Source organism: Candidatus Pantoea bituminis, assembly GCF_018842675.1.
Lineage (GTDB): Bacteria > Pseudomonadota > Gammaproteobacteria > Enterobacterales > Enterobacteriaceae > Pantoea > Pantoea phytostimulans.
The window spans coordinates 2,287,539-2,306,800 of sequence record NZ_JAGTWO010000004.1 but is presented as its reverse complement, the minus strand read 5'-3'; the positions used below and the strand labels follow the sequence as shown (position 1 = coordinate 2,306,800).

Here is a 19,262-nt window from a genome sequence, read left to right as displayed (position 1 = left end):
GAATCGTTAAGATAGAACAAACAGGCAACCGGAGGATGATGGATGTGGATTAACGGTATCGAGCAAAATCAGCTTCCTGCCAGTGATCGTGCGGCACATTTCGGCGATGGGTGTTTTACCACCGCTGCTATAAAAAACGGGCAAATCCTGCTATTAGAACGGCATTTACAACGGTTAAAAGAGAGTTGCGAACAGTTGTGGCTTTACGATGTGGATTGGCAACAGCTCGAAAATGAAATGCGCAATGCTGCTCAACGTCAGCAGCAGGCGGTATTAAAAGTGATCATTAGCGCGGGCGTTGGCGGGCGGGGCTATAGCCGCATCGGTTGCGGTAAGCCTACGCGAATAATAGCCTTGTCGCCTTGGCCACAGCACTATTTTCAACTGCAGCAGCAAGGTGTAAAGCTTGCTATTAGCCCCATTAACTTAGCGCGCAGCACACAATTTGCCGGGCTAAAGCATCTTAATCGTCTTGAGCAGGTGATGATTCGCGCTCATCTTGACCAGACAGATGCGGATGAAGCCTTGGTGCTTGATACTCAGGGCTGGGTTGTGGAATGTTGCGCGGCCAATTTATTTTGGCGAAGAGGTGACGCTATCTTTACCCCGACGCTGGAAACGTCTGGCGTTAACGGAATTATGCGCCGCTACCTGCTATCGCAACTGAGTGCAGCAGGCCAAACGTGTCAGGTAGTTCAAAGCAAGCCTGCAGAGATTTTAGCGGCAGATGAAGTGATTATTTGTAACGCGTTAATGCCGGTTTTACCGGTCAGACAGATAGATGCGGTGAACTTTAACCAACGCACACTGTTTAACCAGTTGCAGAAAAGCTGTAAAAAAATGGAAGAAACATGAGCCGAAGTAAAAAAATTCTTACCGGAACAGTGATGATTTTGGGTCTCGCGGCTGCCTTTAGTTACTGGCAGGTTAAACAATTTGCGTCGACCCCTTTAACGTTGCATCAGGAAACCATCTACACGCTGCCGGCAGGCATCGGACGAGTAGCATTAGAAGCGCAGCTTGAAAGCCAGCATATTATTCCGCACAGCATCTGGTTTGGTGCGTTGCTTAAGCTGGAACCCGAATTAGCAACCTTTAAAGCGGGAACTTACCGGCTAGAGCAAGGCATGACTGTGCGCAGCTTGCTGCAGCTATTAGCAAGCGGTAAAGAGGCGCAATTTCCTCTACGGTTTGTTGAAGGGCAGCGGCTCAAGGAATGGTTGAGTGCGTTACGCACGGCGCCCTATATCAAACACACTTTACAAGACGATCAGTTCGTGACATTAGCCGACAAGCTCAAGGTTGAACAAAGTCAGCTGGAAGGTGGTTTTTACCCGGATACCTATCTCTATACTGCAAACACGAGCGATATGGCGATACTTGAGCGGGCACATACGCGAATGAGTAAAACGACGGATGAAGTGTGGAAAGGGCGTGCAGACAATCTGCCTTATAAAAACCAGCAACAGCTGGTCACCATGGCTTCGATCATTGAAAAAGAAACGGGCGTGAGCGAAGAGCGTGCCCGAGTCGCTTCGGTGTTTATCAACCGCTTACGGACTGGCATGCGTCTGCAGACCGATCCTACGGTGATTTATGGGATGGGTGATAACTATACCGGCACTCTGACCCGTAAAGATCTCGATGCACCAACCGATTACAATACCTATACCATTAACGGTTTGCCGCCAGGGCCGATTGCGATGCCAAGCAAAGCGTCATTAGACGCAGCGGCACATCCAGAAAAAACCAATTACCTCTATTTTGTTGCTGATGGCAAAGGCGGGCACACCTTTACCACCAATCTCGCTAGCCATAATCGTGCCGTTCAGGCTTATCGGCTCGCGTTGAAGGAAAAAATGAAAAGTAAGTTTATCGTCATTGAAGGTCTTGAAGGCGCCGGTAAAACCACCGCTCGTAATGCGATTGTTGAGACGCTGCGTGAGAAAGGTATCCAGGATATTGTTTTTACACGAGAGCCAGGCGGAACACCTTTAGCTGAGCAGTTGCGCGTATTAGTTAAGCAAGGCATTGAAGGCGAACAGGTTACAGATAAAGCAGAATTGCTCATGCTGTACGCAGCCCGCGTTCAGCTGGTTGAAACGGTTATCAAACCAGCCTTAGCGCGTGGTGCCTGGGTTATTGGCGATCGGCACGATCTCTCTTCCCAAGCTTATCAGGGCGGTGGACGTGGTCTTGACGTTGAGCTAATGCGTACCTTACGCGACGCGGTGCTGGGTGATTTTCGTCCCGATCTGACATTGTATCTGGATGTCACGCCCGAGATTGGTTTACAGCGTGCGCGTGCGCGAGGCGAGCTGGATCGCATTGAACAAGAATCGCTGCGATTCTTTGAGCGTACCCGTGAGCGCTACCTCATGCTGGCTGAAAACGATCCCACAATCTTAAGCGTAGATGCGACTCAACCCCTTAAAGAAGTGACCGCGTCACTTCAAGCGACGCTGTCTTCCTGGTTAACAGGGCAACCTACATGAGTTGGTTTCCCTGGCTGAATCAGCCTTATCGTCAGGTCATCAGTCAACATCAGGGGGCCGCGGACATCATGCGCTGTTAATTCAGGCGATTGATGGCATGGGTGATGACGCCCTGGTGTGGGGAATGAGCCGCTGGTTGATGTGCCAACAGCGAGAAGGGCTTAAAAGTTGTGGTCATTGTCACGGCTGTCAGCTAATGCAAGCCAATACGCATCCTGACTGGTATCGGCTGGAAGCGGAAAAAGGCAAAAGCACGTTGGGCATTGATGCGGTTCGGCAGGTAACCGAAAAAATGTACCATTTTGGTCAGCAGGGCGGCGCGAAAGTCGTCTGGTTACCTGATGCCGCGCAATTGAGTGAAGCAGCAGCGAATGCCTTACTCAAAACCCTGGAAGAACCGCCCGCGAACAGCTGGTTTTTCCTAACGAGTCGTGAACCTTCTCGCTTATTAGCAACGCTACGCAGTCGCTGCATGACGTTGCATTTATCGCCTCCTGATGAAGCGCAAAGTCTGCAATGGCTGAAAAAACAGTCGCCGCAAAACGATGAATTACTGTTATCGGCGTTGCGTTTAAGTGCGGGCGCGCCTGCAGCTGCGATGACTTTACTGGAGCCGAGCCGTTTACAGGCGCGTCAAAAACTCTGTGATGGATTAGCTGGTGCGCTCCAGCAAGATATATTGCAATTGCTATCCGTGCTCAACGGGGATGATGCAGCTGTGCGTATTGGGTGGTTGTTGTCTTTACTGTTAGACGCCATGAAGTGGCAGCAAGGCGCAACCCAGTGGTTGAGCAATGTTGATCGTCAGGATGTGGTCGCGCTATTGGCGCAGCACTTTTCTGCCAGTGCTCTTAACACCAGCGCCCGCGACTGGATGCAATGTCGTGAACAGCTTTTGCATGTGGCTGCCGTTAACCGCGAATTACTGTTAACCGATTGTTTATTAAGCTGGGCTGATAAACTTAAGCCTGCTCTGGTCGGCTAAAACCAAACGAGAAAATGTATGTTTATTGTTGATTCCCATTGCCATCTTGATGGCCTTGATTATGAAAAACACCATCGCGATCTGGATGATGTGATCGCTAAAGCCGCAGCGCGTGACGTCAAGTTCATGCTAGCCATCGCTACCACACTGCCTGGCTTCCACACGCTTAAAGCGCTGGTCGGCGATCGTGAAAATATTGCGCTTTCCTGTGGTGTTCACCCACTCAATCAGGAAGATGCTTACGATGTTGAAGAGTTTCGCCGTCTGGCTGCTGATCCGCGCGTCGTCGCATTGGGCGAAACAGGGCTGGATTACTATTATCAGCAAGAAACCAAAGCGCAGCAGCAGCTTTCGTTTCGCGAACATATTCGTACCGGTATTGCACTGAACAAACCGATTATCGTGCATACCCGCGATGCGCGTGAAGATACGTTGGCGATTTTGCGTGAAGAGCAGGTTGAGCGCTGCGGTGGTGTTCTGCACTGCTTTACTGAGGATCAGGCTACAGCGGCCAAACTGCTCGACATGGGTTTTTATATTTCCTTCTCGGGCATCGTGACATTCCGTAATGCTGAACAACTTCGCGAAGCCGCGCGCTATGTCCCTTTGGATCGTATGCTGGTTGAGACAGATTCTCCCTATCTCGCGCCGGTGCCATTCCGTGGCAAAGAGAATCAGCCCGCTTACACCCGCGATGTCGCTGATTACCTTGCCGTGCTTAAAGGGGTCGATATTGAAACCCTGGCAGCCGCGACGACCAAAAACTTCTCTGACCTGTTTCATATTCCGATGAGTCGTCTGGTCGATTAGTCCTTTTTATTTTATACGCTGTAATTAATCTGTATCACGCCAGGCTGGCCTTGAAAATTGTGACAAGGCCAGCTTTTTATCGCCTATAATCCGCGCGAGTCAGTAAGAAATTCCTTAAAGCAGAGCGGTCTGTTTCTGGAAACGTGATAGCCGTCAAAGTACCCGTTAGTGATTTATTTTACCCTTCGTAATAAATCAAAGGCGTATAACGCCAACCGGTAAAGAATCCTCCCTCTTTGCCACGCGCACTGCGCGAAAACGCACTCATACTCAGGAGCTTCAGGCTATGTTTAAAAATGCTTTTGCCAACCTTCAAAAGGTCGGTAAATCGCTCATGCTACCGGTATCTGTTCTGCCGATTGCCGGTATTTTATTAGGGGTTGGTTCGGCTAATTTTAGCTGGTTACCTGCCGTGGTTTCGCATGTCATGGCAGAAGCGGGCGGATCGGTATTCGCCAACATGCCACTGATTTTTGCGATTGGCGTTGCACTTGGCTTTACCAACAATGACGGCGTTTCTGCGCTAGCGTCAGTGGTGGCTTATGGCATCATGGTGAAAACCATGGCGGTGGTAGCACCGTTGGTGCTTCATCTGCCTGCGGCAGAAATTGAGGCCAAGCATCTCGCGGATACCGGGGTATTAGGCGGGATTATCGCGGGTTCTATTGCCGCCTACATGTTCAACCGCTTTTATCGCATCAAACTGCCTGAATATCTTGGCTTCTTTGCCGGTAAACGTTTTGTACCGATTATCTCCGGCTTAACGGCTATCGCCTTGGGTATCGTACTCTCCTTTATCTGGCCTCCTGTCGGTACAGCGATTCAAACCTTCTCGCAATGGGCGGCATATCAAAACCCAGTTGTGGCTTTTGGTATCTATGGCGTCGTTGAGCGCGCATTGGTGCCGTTTGGTTTGCACCATATCTGGAACGTTCCTTTCCAGATGCAAATTGGTGAATTCACCAACGCAGCCGGTCAGGTCTTCCATGGCGACATTCCTCGCTATATGGCAGGTGACCCAACTGCAGGTAAACTTTCAGGCGGCTTCCTGTTCAAAATGTATGGCTTACCTGCGGCAGCGATTGCGATTTGGCATTCAGCCAAGCCGGAAAACCGCGCTAAAGTGGGCGGCATCATGATCTCCGCTGCGCTGACCTCGTTCCTGACAGGTATCACCGAACCGATCGAGTTCTCGTTCATGTTCGTGGCGCCGATTCTGTATGTTATCCACGCTATCCTGGCGGGTCTGGCATTCCCAATCTGTATTTTGCTCGGCATGCGTGACGGCACCAGCTTCTCACACGGTTTAATCGACTTTGTGGTACTGAGCGGCAACAGCAGCAAAATCTGGCTGTTCCCTATTATCGGTATTATTTACGGTCTGATTTACTACACCGTGTTCCGCGTGTTGATCGCTAAACTGAACCTTAAAACGCCAGGCCGCGAAGAAACGATCAGCGAGCAGTCTTCGGCAACCGGCACTGAAATGGCGGGTAAATTGGTGACAGCGTTTGGTGGTAAAGAGAACATCACTAACCTTGATGCCTGTATTACGCGTTTACGTGTCAGCGTGGCGGATGTCACGAAAGTTGACCAAACTGAGCTGAAAAACCTTGGCGCCCGTGGCGTAGTGATTGCAGGCTCAGGCGTTCAGGCCATTTTCGGAACTAAATCCGATAACCTGAAAACGGATATGGATGATTACATCCGCAGCTTATAAAAGCTGGAAAAGAAAAAAGCCCCGATTGGGGCTTTTTTTATGCCTGCTGTTTACAGGTAAACGCGCAGATATTCAGTCAGACAAAGCAGCGCCATCGCCTGACCATAAGGCATTGAAGTCAGCGGTACGTTGCGATAGTAATCCAGGTCTTTCCCCATCGCCGTACCAAATGAGACCTGTTTCAATTCACCTGCATCATCGATATTGGCGATCACGCCACGTAGCGCTTTTTCCGCCATTTCGCCATACTCAGCCGGTAAGTAACGTTTACGCACCGCTTTGAGAATGCCATAGGCGAATCCAGCCGTAGCCGAGGCTTCTGGGTAGCTCTCAGGATCATCAAGTAAGGTTGGCCACAAGCCGCTGCTGTGTTGGCAGGTTCGTAATGCTTTTACCTGACTTTCCAACACCTGCTGTAAAAACCGACGCGTAGCATGATGTTCCGGCCAGTTCATCATCTCCAAAAAGTCAGGAATGACAATGGTTAACCAGCTATTTCCACGCGCCCAGCGCGCATTAGCAAAATTATGGCGGCCATCAAAACTCCAGCCGTGAAACCAGAGTCCAGTTTGACGATCCATCAGGTATTGGGTGTGCAGCAAAAACTGATAGCTGGCTTCTTCAACCCACTCTTCGCGATTAAGCAGTTGACCGATTTTTGCCAGAGCCATCACGCTCATCATCAACGTGTCGTCCCACAGCTGTTGATGATTCTCGTTGTTATAAACGATATGTTGCAGGCCGCCTTGCTCAGTGCGCGGCATTTCATACATCACCCATTCAGCCCAACGCTCCAGTACAGGCCGCCAGGCTGCATTGCCAGTTTCCTCGTAGCGGTAGGCGAGCGTCAGGAATGGGCAAACAGTATTCACGTTTTTTGTTGGCGTGCCTTCAGCCAGTCTTTCGGCGAACCAGTCATCGATTACTTTCAGCGTCTGTTGATCGCCCGTCTGCTGATAATAGTGCAGCATACCGTACAGGCCGATGCCATGTGTCCACTCCCAACCCGCCCAGCCTTTGGTATCAATCACGCGACCATCATCAAGGCGCAATAAAAATTCGCCCGTTTCATCGGTGATGTTGACTAAATTTTGCGTCAATTTTTGGATCAGCTGCACCAGTTCGCTGCGTGGCAGCAAATGTTCAGGTTGACGCAACAGGGCGCTTTGTTTCACAGGAAATACAGTCATGGTTCATTCCTATCTTTTTAACGTCGAGGTCAAGGGGAAAGTACAGCACGCTGATTGGGCAGCGGCGGGGCAGCGGGCTTATCTCGATTGAGAAAACCAATGTTGTTATTGCCCCATAAATTTTCGTAAGGCATGCCAGCCAGTGTTTCGACAATCTGGCGTGCTTCAGGCGTGATGCCTTCAGGTACTACGCGATTCGCTTCGCGCATTTTTAGCGTTTCTTCACGCAGCACAGTATGTGTCTGCAGGTTGAGCTTGAAACGCAAAGAGACGAGGAAGCCGCAGGCCAATACACAGACCGTACCAATACTGAGAATCGCTAAAATGGTATGGCTGACGCCAGGCACCTGGGTTGCTTGTCCCGATACAAAGCCAGACAATTGCAGAACGATACCGACAAACATCACCGCACCGGCCTGAGAGGCTTTACGCGTTAATGTCATAATACCGGCGAAGATACCTTCACGACGCTGACCGGTGATCACCTCATCAACATCGGCGATATAGGTATAAGTATTCCAGGGAACATAATTGATACCGCCACGGCCCAAACCGGCTACGGCTGAAATCAGTAGCAGTAACGAGAAGTTATCGTTCATGCCGGCGTACCACAGGCCTGCGTATGAAAGCGCTGCAAGACCAAACAGCACCACCACTAATCGGTATGCGGGTGCTGGTCCCATACGGATACAGAGCGGAATCATCCCCATTACCGCAATAAACTGCAGAACTGCCATAGTACCCATTAAATTGGAGGCAATTTGCGCACTTTGCATCAGCACAAACACTACATACCAGGTAAAGACGGCATTAAACACGTCCTGCGCGATGTAACCGCCAAGATACATACCAAGATGCTGACGGAAAATACGAATGCGCAGCGTTGAAGCCAGTTCAACATATAAGCGCTTCAGACTCTGCATCAACGTCAGGCTTTGCTTCTCTTCTTCTGCACGTCGTGATTCTTCAGAAAAATCACTCGCATCGCGTTCCCAGGTAAAGAGCCACACCAGTGTTAGCACCACTGCGCAAATCACTGAGAAGACCAAACTGGCGTAGAAAAAGGATTGAGGATTATCTTTGCCTAGCGCACCCAACAAAATGCCCGGCAGGAAGGCGGCAAGAATTGCTGAAAGCTGAGCCAGTGCGATACGAGCACCTGAAAAACGGGTTTTTTGTTTGAAGTCATCCGTCATTTCTGGCACCAGCGTTTCGTAAGGTACCAAAATCATGGTGTAAACCATGTCGAACAGCAGGTAGGTACAGAGGTACCACCAGAAGTTCATGTCACTAATCCACATCAGGCTGTAGCTAAAGACACACGGAATACCCAGCATGATAAAGAATTTGCGACGGCCAAAACGTTTACCTAGCCAGGTTGAGCCAAAGTTATCCGTCAGGAATCCCATTAATGGGCTGATTACCGCATCGAGCACGCGTGCTGCGGCAAAGATCAGGGTCGCTTCAATAGGCGTTAAGCCGCAGAAGGTGGTGTAAAAGTATAACAGCCAGGCGGCGGTCAGCGCCGTGGTGCCCGCTCCGAGAAAATCTCCGGAGCCGTAGGCCAGATAGTGACCAAGACCAATTTTACGTGAGCGCATCACGGGTGCTCCTTGTATGTAAAAGTCTGTACATCCTTCATCGTTCCGGACTTCTTTCTCGGATTGGTTAGAAAGTAGAGCCGTCAGCGCGGGCAAACCTTCGCGATTTGGCAACCTCTTACGTGGACTTGGCAAAATAACAAAGAAAAGGGCGATTAAATTCTAATTTATAAAACAGTGTTTCATTTTTGTCGGCGATTACGCATCAGAAGCGTGGGTGGCGTTGCAAGTGAGAAGGTGGAGCGAAGAAATGGTTTAAAGGCAGGCAATCAATCCAATAAAAGTGGTCCTGAGGTTGAAAGAAAACAAATTTGTCCCGCATACTGATTGATTACGACTCAGGCTAAAGGAAGTGCATCATGGCTGAAGAAACGATTTTCAGTAAAATTATTCGTCGCGAAATCCCCGCTGATGTGGTGTATCAGGATGAGTTGGTCACGGCGTTCCGTGATATTTCACCTAAAGCACCCACGCATGTTCTTATTGTTCCTAACGTATTAATTCCTACTGCTAACGATGTCACCGAAGCCCACGAGCACGCGTTGGGTCGCATGTTTACGGCTGCGGCTAAAATTGCGCGTGATGAAGGCATTGATGAGAATGGCTACCGCCTAATCGTTAACTGCAATAAACATGGCGGGCAGGAGGTTTATCATATCCATATGCATCTGCTGGGTGGCGAACCGCTTGGCCCAATGCTTTCTAACTGATCCTTTGAACGGAAACGTGCTATGCGCCAATGGCTAATCAGCCTGCCGTTCTTGCTCAGCCTGGCTGGCTGCAGCAGCGACAAACCGATGATTGACACCTCGCAATCGCTGGTGATGGAGTCTGCGGTGCTGTCGGCAGGCATCATCACTGATGATCCTAAGCTTGACGAAGAGGATGGCCAGAAACGTGCCAGTAGCGTGCTCTATAATCAACGCGAAACACCGGTGATTGTGCACTATCGTTATTATTGGTATGACGAAAAAGGGTTGGAGATCACGCCGCAAGAACCGGCTCAAACCGTTACGGTTCCGCCACTTAGTAGCCTTGCTGTTACTTCTCAACTCGGCAACCTGACCGCCAGCAAGGTTCGTCTCTATCTTTATCTCTGAGGACTGTTACGTGATTCGCAGTGTAAATCGTACTGGAGTGCTACTGATGGCGCTCATTCTTACAGGTTGTGTGGTGAAACAGCAACAGCCTGCTCCGGTTGAACCGACTCAACCCGTTGAGCCGACTCAGCCTGTTCCTGCGCCGGAACCGATTCCGCAACCGCAACCGATCCCGCAGCCGCCAAAGCTTAAAACCATCAACTGGGATGCCAGCGTGCAGCCACTGGTTGCGCAGATGCTGAATGCCGCAGGCCCTGAAGCCGGCAGCGTATTGCTGGTGGATCGCATTAAAAACAGCACCAATGGCGCACTGCAAAGTGAAAAAGCCACCGATTCGATTCAAAATGCATTGAATAACAATGGCAAATATACGCTGGTCTCTTCCGATCAAATTACCCAAGCGAAACAGACGCTGGGATTGCCGGCAGACGATAGCTTAAATTCGCGCAGTAAGGCGATTGGCCTGGCGCGTTACCTTAATGCGCAATATGTGTTGTACAGCAACGCGCAGGGTGATGTGAAAACGCCAACGCTACAGATGCAGTTGATGTTGGTGCAAACCGGCGAAATTATCTGGTCTGGCAACGGCGTCGCTCAGAATTAATTCTGCAATGCAGCGGATGATTGCCCGCCATTTAGGTGAAAGTGCTCTGGCGCGTGTGACCCCGCTAGCGGGGTTAACCGGACAAAGCCAAGCCATTGAATGCGCGCAGGGAAAGTTTATAGCACGCCCTGCGCCGCAGCCTGCCATCCCGTTTGTCGATCGTCAACGTGAATATCGCCTTTTGAACAGGCTGCACGCTGGCGGTTTAACGGCCAAACCGCTGGCAGGTGATCGATATGGCCTATTGTTAGCCTGGCAGCAGGGCGAAGCGATGAAACCTGAGGCATTCTCTCTACATGTGCCACAAATCGTTGCGCTGTTACGGCATTTGCATCAGCAGCCGTTAACCGGTTATCGCCTCAAACTCTTGCCACTGTTGTGGCAATACTGGCAGCGTTGTCGCCAGCGCAATCTGCCCTGGCTGCAAGCGCTTCAACGCTTAACGCGGATTGGCGAACCTTCGCCGCTGCGATTAGCCCCGCTTCACATGGATGTTCATGCCGGAAACATCATTGTGGCGCATGAAAGTCTGCATCTTATCGATTGGGAATATGCAGCTGATGGTGATATCGCACTGGAACTGGCAGCGGTATGCGCTGCCGATCCCACGCAACAGCTTCGTTGGTTAACAACCTATGCACAAGCCGCGCAATTACCCTTTGCGCAGCTACAACGGCAGGTAAACCACTGGCAGCCATGGCTGCGTTTACTCATGGCTAGTTGGTATCAGTTACGCGCTGAGCAAAGCGGCGAAAAAGCTTTGCAACAGATGGCTCGTGAGAGCTGGGAACAGATTTAATCGCTTTATGCTGATTGCGTAAAGTCACAGGATTTAGGTCATGACTACACATTTACCCGGTCCGCTGATGCTGGACGTGGAAGGTTACGAGCTGGATGCAGAAGAACGCGAAATTCTCAAACATCCTTTAGTGGGCGGGCTGATTTTGTTTGCCCGCAATTACCACGATCCTGCCCAGCTTGCAGAGCTGGTGCGGCAAATTCGCGCAGCTTCACATACGCGATTAGTGGTTGCAGTAGATCAGGAAGGCGGTCGCGTTCAACGTTTCCGTGAGGGATTCACGCAATTACCTGCGATGCAATCTTTCGCTGCGCTGCATGACGGGCAAACCGCCGGTGAATTGGCACAGCAGGCGGGCTGGCAAATGGCGGCAGAAATGATCGCTTTAGACATTGATATCAGTTTTGCGCCCGTTCTGGACATTGGTCATATCAGTGCGGCCATTGGCGATCGCGCCTTCCATGAAGATCCTGAGATTGCGCTAGCCGTGGCGCGTCGCTTTATTGCTGGTATGCATGAAGCGGGAATGAAAACCACCGGCAAGCATTTTCCAGGACATGGTGCCGTGAGTGCCGACTCGCATAAAGAGACGCCACGCGATCCGCGCGATGAAGCGACGTTGCGACAGCACGATATGGCGATATTTCGTACCCTGATTACTGAGCAGGCGCTTGATGCCATTATGCCCGCTCACGTTATTTATACTGAGATCGACGATTTGCCTGCCAGCGGTTCGCCGTATTGGCTAAAAACCGTGCTGCGCAAAGAGCTGGGTTTTGAGGGTGTCATCTTTTCCGACGATTTATCGATGGAGGGGGCAGCGGTGATGGGAAGCTACCCTGAACGAGCACAGCAGTCGTTGTCTGCAGGTTGCGATATGATTTTGGTGTGTAATCAGCGTCAGGGCGCTATCAGTGTGCTGGATAGTTTGACCGTGATCGAAGCTGAGCGGGTCTCTCAGCTGTACCATCGAGGAACGTTTACTCGCCAAAGTTTGCAAGCGAGCTCGCGCTGGAAAAACAATGCACAGCAGTTGAGTTCGTTACAGCAGCGCTGGCTGGCTCATAAAGCGTCGAGGTAAATTCACAGCCCGGCGCATCATCACGTTGAGGAAAACCATGATTATTTATCTGCACGGTTTTGATTCCAATAGCCCGGGCAATCACGAAAAAGTGTTGCAACTGCAATTCATCGATCCCGATGTGCGAATGATCAGTTACAGCACGCGTCATCCTAAACATGACATGCAGTTTCTGCTAAAAGAGACGGACAAAATGATCACGCTGTGTGATGACGATCGTCCACTGATCTGTGGCGTGGGGCTGGGTGGCTATTGGTCTGAACGCATTGGCTTTTTATGTGGTATCCGGCAGGTAATCTTCAATCCCAATCTTTTCCCTTATGAAAACATGGAAGGGAAAATTGATCGTCCTGAAGAGTATGAAGATATTGCTACCAAGTGTGTAAGCGACTTCCGCGAAAAAACCGTGATCGCTGTTTAGCTATTTTGTCACGTAAAGATGAAGCGCTTGATGGTCAACGCATCGCGCAGGTTCTGCACCCCTTTTATGAAATTGTGTGGGATGAAAATGAAGGCCATAAATTTAAGAATATCTCTCCCCATCTTCAGCGAATAAAAGCTTTTAAAACATTAGGTTAATAGTTAAGGCACCTCTCAGGTGCCTTGATTTTATGCGTAATATTCTGAGTTTTAGCTCATAAATTTGATGTAAATCAATTTTGCTGTGCCCCGCACTTCGCAGCATGTTATTCTGCCTTCAGATAGCGATTTTAACTTCGCCAACCCTATGTTTATTAAGGTTTAATTTAACCATTGATTAACTATTGGTTCACAATTTGAGGGGGTCATTGTTGACTACATCTATTAAGAAAATTGTCATCGTCGGAGGCGGCGCCGGCGGTCTTGAAATGGCAACACAGCTTGGCCATAAACTGGGCCGAAAAAACAAAGCTGAGATCATTTTGGTCGACCGCAATCACAGTCATTTATGGAAACCGCTGCTGCATGAAGTGGCGACTGGCTCCATGGATGAAGGGATTGATGCGCTGAGTTATCTGGCACACGCCCGCAATCATGGCTTCCAGTTCCAGCTGGGTTCCTTAACCGACATCAACCGCGAGAAGAAGGTTATCTCTCTGGCAGAAGTGCTGGATGCACAAGGTGAAGTGCTGGTTCCACAGCGCGAAGTGCCTTACGACACTTTGGTGATGGCGCTGGGCAGCACCTCAAATGATTTCGGCACGCCGGGCGTAAAAGATCACTGCATTTTCCTCGACAACCCGCATCAGGCACGTCGTTTCCATAATGAAATGCTTAACCTGTTCCTGAAATTCTCTGCAAGTGAAGGTCAGACTGGACAGGTCAATATTGCCATTGTCGGTGGCGGTGCAACCGGCGTTGAGCTCTCTGCCGAGTTGCACAATGCGGTTAAGCAATTACACAGTTATGGCTACAAAGGTTTGGGCAGTGAAGCGCTGAACGTGACGCTGGTTGAGGCGGGCGAACGCATTCTTCCTGCCTTGCCACCGCGTATTTCGGCAGCGGCGCACCAAGAGTTGACCAAGCTTGGCGTACGCGTGCTGACGCAAACCATGGTGACCAGTGCCGACAAAAAAGGTCTGCATACCAAAGGCGGCGAATATATCGAAGCGGACCTGATGGTATGGGCGGCAGGAATCAAAGCGCCTGACTTCATGAAAGAGATTGGTGGGTTGGAAACCAACCGCATTAATCAGCTGGTGGTAAAAGATACGCTGCAAACCACCTTGGACGATGATATTTATGCCATCGGCGATTGTGCTTCCTGTGCGTTGCCATCCGGTGGGTTTGTGCCACCACGTGCACAATCTGCACACCAAATGGCTTCACGTGCGATGGAAAATATTCTGGCGCAGCGCAATAACAAGCCCTTGAAAGCCTATGTCTATAAAGATCACGGCTCGCTGGTATCACTGTCGCGCTTCAGTACGGTCGGAAGCCTGATGGGTAACCTGATGCGTGGATCGATGATGGTAGAAGGACGCATTGCGCGTTTTGTCTACATTTCCTTATATCGTATGCACCAGATTGCGCTCCACGGATACTTCAAAACGGGTCTGATGATGTTAGTAGGCAGTATCAACCGCGTTATACGTCCACGCCTCAAGCTGCATTAAGATGATAAGGCGGCTTACCGCCTTTCATATTGCTATTACGCTGATTTCAAACTAGAAAATTTCATTTCTCCGTTGAGATCAGCGCTTTCCCGCCTCGTTCGGAACTCTCCTAAAAGCTGGACCTGAAGGCTCTTGTATAGATTTCCTCCATTTATCTGATGTTGCAATTTCGGTCCATCTGTAAAACTTCATTCAACAAACACGGCGGGTCGCGCACGCCGAGTTAGGCCTCTGCTGTGAAGGATGCGACAGCGGCAGGAATGCGCGGTAACACTTTCAGGAGGAACTTCCTGTGAATAAATCAATGTTAGCGGGTATCGGTATTGGTGTGGCAGCGGCGCTGGGTGTTGCCGCCGTAGCGGGTATGAACGTGTTTGACCGCGGGCCGCAATATGCGCAGGTGCTGTCAGCAACGCCAATTAAAGAAAGTATCAAACAGCCGCGCAAGGAATGTCGCAACGTAACGCTGACTCATCGTCGTGCGGTGCAGGATGATAACCGTATTGCGGGCTCAGTGTTAGGTGCAGTCGCGGGGGCGTTTTAGGTCACCAGTTCGGTGGCGGTCGCGGTAAGGATGTCGCAACCGTAGCAGGTGCGGTTGCAGGCGGTTACGCAGGCAATCAGGTTCAGGCCGGAATGCAAAACCGTGATACTTACACCACCACGGAACAGCGCTGCAAAACGGTTTATGACAAGCAAGAAAAAATGCTGGGATATGACGTGACCTATAAAATAGGCAATCAACAGGGCAAAATCCGTACGGAAAACGATCCTGGTACGCGTATTCCACTCGACCGTAATGGCCAGCTGATTCTTAACAACGATCAGGCTTGATTGGGCAAAGATTTGCCGCGTTAGCGGCCACACAGCAAACAATAAGAGAAGCGCATCAGGGATGATGCGCTTTTTTTGTTTCACATCAGATATTACTCCGAGCAATGTGAATCAGTCCCTTTCAACATTAAGCCCGGTTCTGCGCCAGCTGCGCCACGAATCCCTGCACCCATTCCATACGAACCTTGCGCTCTGCCAGCTCACGGGTAAAGCGTAGACGCGTTGGGCCATCAAGCTTCCACTGCTTGGGATCTTTCTGCAATAAGCTAATCAGCCATGCAGGATCCACGCTGTTTTGCGGAGCGAAATCAAAGAAGCCGCCTTTGTCGCTGGCTTCGATTTTACGCACGCCCAGCGTTCGCGCATTAAGCCGCAATGCGGCGATATCAAGGAGATTTCGCGCCGGATCGGGTAACAAGCCAAAGCGGTCAATCATCTCTACCTTCAACTCTTGCAGCTCAGATTCGTCTTCGGCGCTGGCGATGCGCTTGTAGAGTGACAAGCGGGTATTCACATCCGGAATAAACTCTTCCGGCAGCAGGGCAGGCATGCGCAGCTCGACTTCGGTCTGATTGTTGGTCAAATCCTCAAGCGACGGCTCACGGCCCTCTTTCAGCGCATCCACGGCATTCTCTAACAACTCCATATAGAGCGAGAAGCCCAGGGTTTCCATTTGCCCGCTTTGCTCTTCACCCAGCAACTCGCCCGCGCCACGAATTTCTAAATCGTGGGTGGCAAGTGCAAAACCAGCTCCCAAATCTTCTAGCGAAGCAATGGCTTCGAGACGCTTTTTGGCATCGGTGGTCATCGCTTTGGGCGGCGGCGTCATCAGCCAGGCGTAAGCCTGATGGTGCGATCGTCCGACGCGACCACGCAACTGGTGCAGTTGAGCCAAACCGAAATGATCTGCACGCTCAATGATAATGGTGTTAGCCGTTGGAATATCGATACCGGTTTCAATAATGGTGGTACAGACCAGCACATTAAAACGCTGGTGATGGAAATCATTCATGACCCGTTCCAGATCGCGCTCGCGCATTTGACCATGGCCAATGGCGACGCGTGCTTCCGGGACGAGTTCAGTCAAGCGCTGTGCGGCCTTTTCGATATTTTCGACGTCGTTATAGAGATAATAAACCTGTCCACCACGCAGCACTTCACGCAGGATCGCCTCGCGAATCACTAAATTATCAAACTCACGCACAAAAGTTTTTACTGCCAAACGACGTGCAGGAGGCGTTGCAATGATCGACAGATCGCGCATCCCGCTCATGGCCATATTCAGGGTACGCGGAATCGGTGTGGCGGTGAGCGTCAGAATATCGACATCTGCACGCATCGCCTTGATGCGCTCTTTGTGTCGCACACCAAAGCGGTGCTCTTCATCAACGATCAACAGACCTAAATCACGCCATTTCAAGTCAGTCATCAATAACTTATGCGTACCGATCAGGATATCGATTTTGCCTTCACTGGCTTGTTCTAACACCTGTGCTTGCTCTTTGGCCGTACGGAAACGTGAAAGCATTTCAATGCGTACTGGCCAGTTAGCAAAGCGATCGCGGAAATTATCATAATGTTGCTGAGCCAGTAACGTCGTGGGCACCAGCACCGCGACCTGCTTGTTGTTTTCAACCGCCAGAAACGCCGCACGCATCGCGACTTCGGTTTTACCAAACCCAACATCACCGCAAACCAGACGATCCATGGCCAGCGGCTGACACATGTCGCTCAATACCGCATTGATGGCCTGTGCCTGATCGGGCGTCGTATCAAAAGGAAAAGCTTCACAGAACAGCTGATATTGATCGCGGTTGTGCTTGAAGGCGAAGCCTGTTTTGGCGGCGCGTTGGGCATAAATATCCAGCAACTCAGCCGCCACATCGCGTACTTTCTCCGCCGCTTTTTGTCGCGCACGTGACCAGGCATCGCTGCCTAATTTGTGCAGCGGCGCATTTTCGTCTGCGCCACCGGCGTAACGACTAATGAGATGCAGCGATGAAACCGGGACATAGAGTTTGGCGTCGTTGGCATAAGAGAGCATCAAATATTCGGCCTGAATGCCGCCCGCCTCAAGCGTGGTCAAGCCAATATAACGGCCCACACCATGCTCCAGATGCACCACCGGTTGACCCGGATGCAATTCAGCCAGGTTACGAATCAGGATGTCGGGATTTATGGTGCGACGTGTATCCTGGCGGCGGCGACTGACGCGTTCGCCAAGCAGATCACCTTCACAGATCAGCGCACGATGGCCTTGCGTATCAATAAAACCACGTTCACTGGCACCAATCATAAAGGTGTAGCGCTCTTCACTCGCTTCATCAAGACGATGTACCAGCTGCGGCCGAAGTTTGATGCGAGCCAACAGCTCTTGCAGGCTTTCGCGACGACCTTCGCTCTCTACCGAGAACGTTACCGCGCCGTGGAATTGCTCCAAAAACTGGCGTAGATGATCCAGCGGCGCTTTGGCCTGGGCCTGCACGGTTAAATCGGGAAGGGGCTGATAACCAAGATTGGTATTCGCGGCTTTTTCGGGTAACTCATCGTTGGTCATTTGCACACGCGGCCAGCTTTTTAGCTCGCCCATCAGCGCATCCGGGCGCAGCCAAAGCGTGACGGGCTCAAGCAGCGGGCGCATCGGATCAACACGGCGATTCTCATAGCGCGCATTGGCGTCTTGCCAGAAACGTGAGGCGCTGCCTTCCAGATCGCCACAGTTAACCAGCAGCGTGTTATCCGGCAAATAGCTAAACAGCGTAGGCAAAGGCTGATCAAAAAACAGCGGCTGCCAATATTCGATACCGGCGGGGAAGGTGCCTTTACTCACCTGCTGATAGATGTGTTCCGGTTCACGGCGTACGTCAAAAATTTCGCGCCAGCGGCTGCGGAACAGTTCAATCGCGGCTTTATCGCTGGGAAACTCATGTGCGGGCAGCAGGTTGATTTCCGGCACCGCTTCGAGCGTGCGCTGGCTATCAACGTCAAACAGACGCAGGCTGTCGATTTCATCATCGAAGAAGTCGATGCGATAAGGCTGTTCGCTGCCCATCGGAAACAGATCAAGCAGCGCACCGCGCGTGGCGTATTCACCATGTTCCATGACTTGATCGACGTGACGATAACCGGCTTGCTCCAGCTGATCGCGTAGGCGATCGCGCGACAGTTTTTGCCCTTGTTTCATCACCAAAGCGTGGCCATGCAAGAAACTGTGCGGACACACACGTTGCATCAGCGTGTTGACTGGAAGAATCAGCATGCCGCGCTGCAAGGTCGGTAATTGATAAAGCGTGGAAAGCCGAGCCGAGATAATGTCCTGATGTGGCGAGAAGCTATCGTAAGGCAGCGTTTCCCAATCAGCGAGATGGCTAACCGGCAGGTCAGTAAACTGGCGGATTTCATCCAGTAAACGCAAGGCGGTTTGTGTATCCGGCGTAATCATCAGCACCGGGCCAGCATGACGCTCGGCGATGTTGGCACACTCGACCGCGTGCGCGGCGCCGATCAGCTGACCGAGCTGGCGCGTATCACCGGATTTTACGGGCAGGGTATAGCGAGTCTGTTCGGACATGGGATCTCGAGGTTTCTCCATTTTTACCAAGGCGTAATCATTCCATATTACGCCAAGGGGATCACCTCTGCGGCACAATTTTAGTGCCGCGTAGCCTCTGAATGGGCTTTATTTTGTAGATTGCTGTGTGTAGTGCATACGCGGGCGGTCAACATTGGCCCAGCACAGATCACGCTCAAGGTGATAACTGTGATTGCCGTCGTCCCACTTCACGTAGTATCCGGTTGGCGCATCTCCTTGCTCAAAGACGTTAACGACTTCGCCTCTGATCTCCCCTGATTTGTGTTTAACAATACTGCCTTTGGGAAATTTGAACATGGTCGCTACCTCTTTACGTCTGCGCGATATTTAACCTCTTATCGTCTATCTGATTGTA

The 19,262-nt window shown here is 50.9% G+C and carries 14 protein-coding genes and 4 pseudogenes; 14 read left to right on the top strand and 4 right to left on the bottom strand.

Annotated elements, in window-relative coordinates:
- Positions 1-42: 42 nt before the first annotated feature.
- The 6 genes and pseudogenes from pabC to ptsG all read left to right on the top strand — a co-directional run bounded on the left by pabC (position 43) and on the right by ptsG (position 6,010).
- Complete coding sequence (gene pabC / locus KQP84_RS14605; protein WP_215847066.1) at positions 43-855, top strand: aminodeoxychorismate lyase; 813 nt, start codon at positions 43-45, stop codon at positions 853-855.
- A pseudogene (mltG, locus tag KQP84_RS25985) lies at positions 852-1,859 on the top strand (endolytic transglycosylase MltG); the annotation flags it as partial. The gene pabC and the pseudogene mltG, both read left to right, overlap by 4 nt.
- Complete coding sequence (gene tmk, locus KQP84_RS25980) at positions 1,860-2,495, top strand: dTMP kinase (RefSeq protein ID WP_309140180.1); 636 nt, start codon at positions 1,860-1,862, stop codon at positions 2,493-2,495.
- A pseudogene (gene holB / locus KQP84_RS14595) lies at positions 2,492-3,480 on the top strand (DNA polymerase III subunit delta'). Before tmk ends, holB begins: the two are co-directional and overlap by 4 nt.
- Before the next feature lie 18 nt (positions 3,481-3,498).
- Positions 3,499-4,290 carry a metal-dependent hydrolase gene (locus KQP84_RS14590; RefSeq protein WP_215847064.1) on the top strand — a complete coding sequence of 264 codons (792 nt, stop codon included), beginning with the start codon at positions 3,499-3,501 and terminating at the stop codon, positions 4,288-4,290.
- A gap of 286 nt (positions 4,291-4,576) precedes the next feature.
- Positions 4,577-6,010 carry a PTS glucose transporter subunit IIBC gene (gene ptsG, locus KQP84_RS14585; protein ID WP_215847063.1) on the top strand — a complete coding sequence of 478 codons (1,434 nt, stop codon included), beginning with the start codon at positions 4,577-4,579 and terminating at the stop codon, positions 6,008-6,010.
- A 50-nt stretch (positions 6,011-6,060) separates the two neighbouring features.
- Here the strand turns inward: ptsG and bglB are convergent, their stop codons facing one another.
- Both bglB and KQP84_RS14575 read right to left on the bottom strand, forming a co-directional pair.
- Complete coding sequence (gene bglB / locus KQP84_RS14580; RefSeq protein ID WP_215847062.1) at positions 6,061-7,200, bottom strand: beta-galactosidase BglB; 1,140 nt, start codon at positions 7,198-7,200, stop codon at positions 6,061-6,063.
- A gap of 29 nt (positions 7,201-7,229) precedes the next feature.
- Positions 7,230-8,801: an MFS transporter gene (locus KQP84_RS14575; protein ID WP_215847061.1), complete on the bottom strand. Its 1,572-nt coding sequence runs from the start codon at positions 8,799-8,801 to the stop codon at positions 7,230-7,232.
- 359 nt (positions 8,802-9,160) lie between these two features.
- Between KQP84_RS14575 and hinT the strand changes: the two genes are divergently transcribed.
- The 8 genes and pseudogenes from hinT (at position 9,161) to KQP84_RS14535 (ending at position 15,315) form a co-directional block, all read left to right on the top strand.
- The gene (gene hinT / locus KQP84_RS14570) at positions 9,161-9,511 is read left to right on the top strand and encodes a purine nucleoside phosphoramidase (protein WP_215847060.1); all 351 of its coding nucleotides are present in this window, start codon (positions 9,161-9,163) and stop codon (positions 9,509-9,511) included.
- Positions 9,512-9,532: 21 nt separating this feature from the next.
- Positions 9,533-9,901 carry a YcfL family putative periplasmic lipoprotein gene (locus KQP84_RS14565; protein WP_215847059.1) on the top strand — a complete coding sequence of 123 codons (369 nt, stop codon included), beginning with the start codon at positions 9,533-9,535 and terminating at the stop codon, positions 9,899-9,901.
- 10 nt (positions 9,902-9,911) lie between these two features.
- Positions 9,912-10,505, top strand: a complete 594-nt coding sequence (gene lpoB / locus KQP84_RS14560; protein ID WP_215847058.1) for a penicillin-binding protein activator LpoB — start codon at positions 9,912-9,914, stop codon at positions 10,503-10,505.
- Between the two features lie 16 nt (positions 10,506-10,521).
- Positions 10,522-11,304, top strand: a complete 783-nt coding sequence (gene thiK, locus KQP84_RS14555) for a thiamine kinase (protein WP_215848298.1) — start codon at positions 10,522-10,524, stop codon at positions 11,302-11,304.
- A 40-nt stretch (positions 11,305-11,344) separates the two neighbouring features.
- Positions 11,345-12,385: a beta-N-acetylhexosaminidase gene (gene nagZ / locus KQP84_RS14550; RefSeq protein WP_215847057.1), complete on the top strand. Its 1,041-nt coding sequence runs from the start codon at positions 11,345-11,347 to the stop codon at positions 12,383-12,385.
- Between the two features lie 37 nt (positions 12,386-12,422).
- Positions 12,423-12,964, top strand: a pseudogene (gene ycfP, locus KQP84_RS14545) (alpha/beta hydrolase YcfP).
- A gap of 212 nt (positions 12,965-13,176) precedes the next feature.
- Positions 13,177-14,481, top strand: coding sequence for an NAD(P)/FAD-dependent oxidoreductase (locus tag KQP84_RS14540; protein WP_215847056.1), 1,305 nt, complete (start codon positions 13,177-13,179; stop codon positions 14,479-14,481).
- Positions 14,482-14,773: 292 nt separating this feature from the next.
- Positions 14,774-15,315: pseudogene (locus KQP84_RS14535) on the top strand (glycine zipper 2TM domain-containing protein).
- Between the two features lie 127 nt (positions 15,316-15,442).
- On the opposite strand, the gene mfd reads toward KQP84_RS14535, so the two are convergent.
- Together mfd and KQP84_RS14525 are read right to left on the bottom strand one after the other, a co-directional pair.
- On the bottom strand, positions 15,443-18,886 hold the full coding sequence (gene mfd / locus KQP84_RS14530; RefSeq protein ID WP_215847055.1) for a transcription-repair coupling factor: 3,444 nt from the start codon (positions 18,884-18,886) through the stop codon (positions 15,443-15,445).
- Between the two features lie 108 nt (positions 18,887-18,994).
- Positions 18,995-19,204, bottom strand: coding sequence for a hypothetical protein (locus tag KQP84_RS14525; protein ID WP_215847054.1), 210 nt, complete (start codon positions 19,202-19,204; stop codon positions 18,995-18,997).
- Between the last annotated feature and the right edge of the window lie 58 nt (positions 19,205-19,262).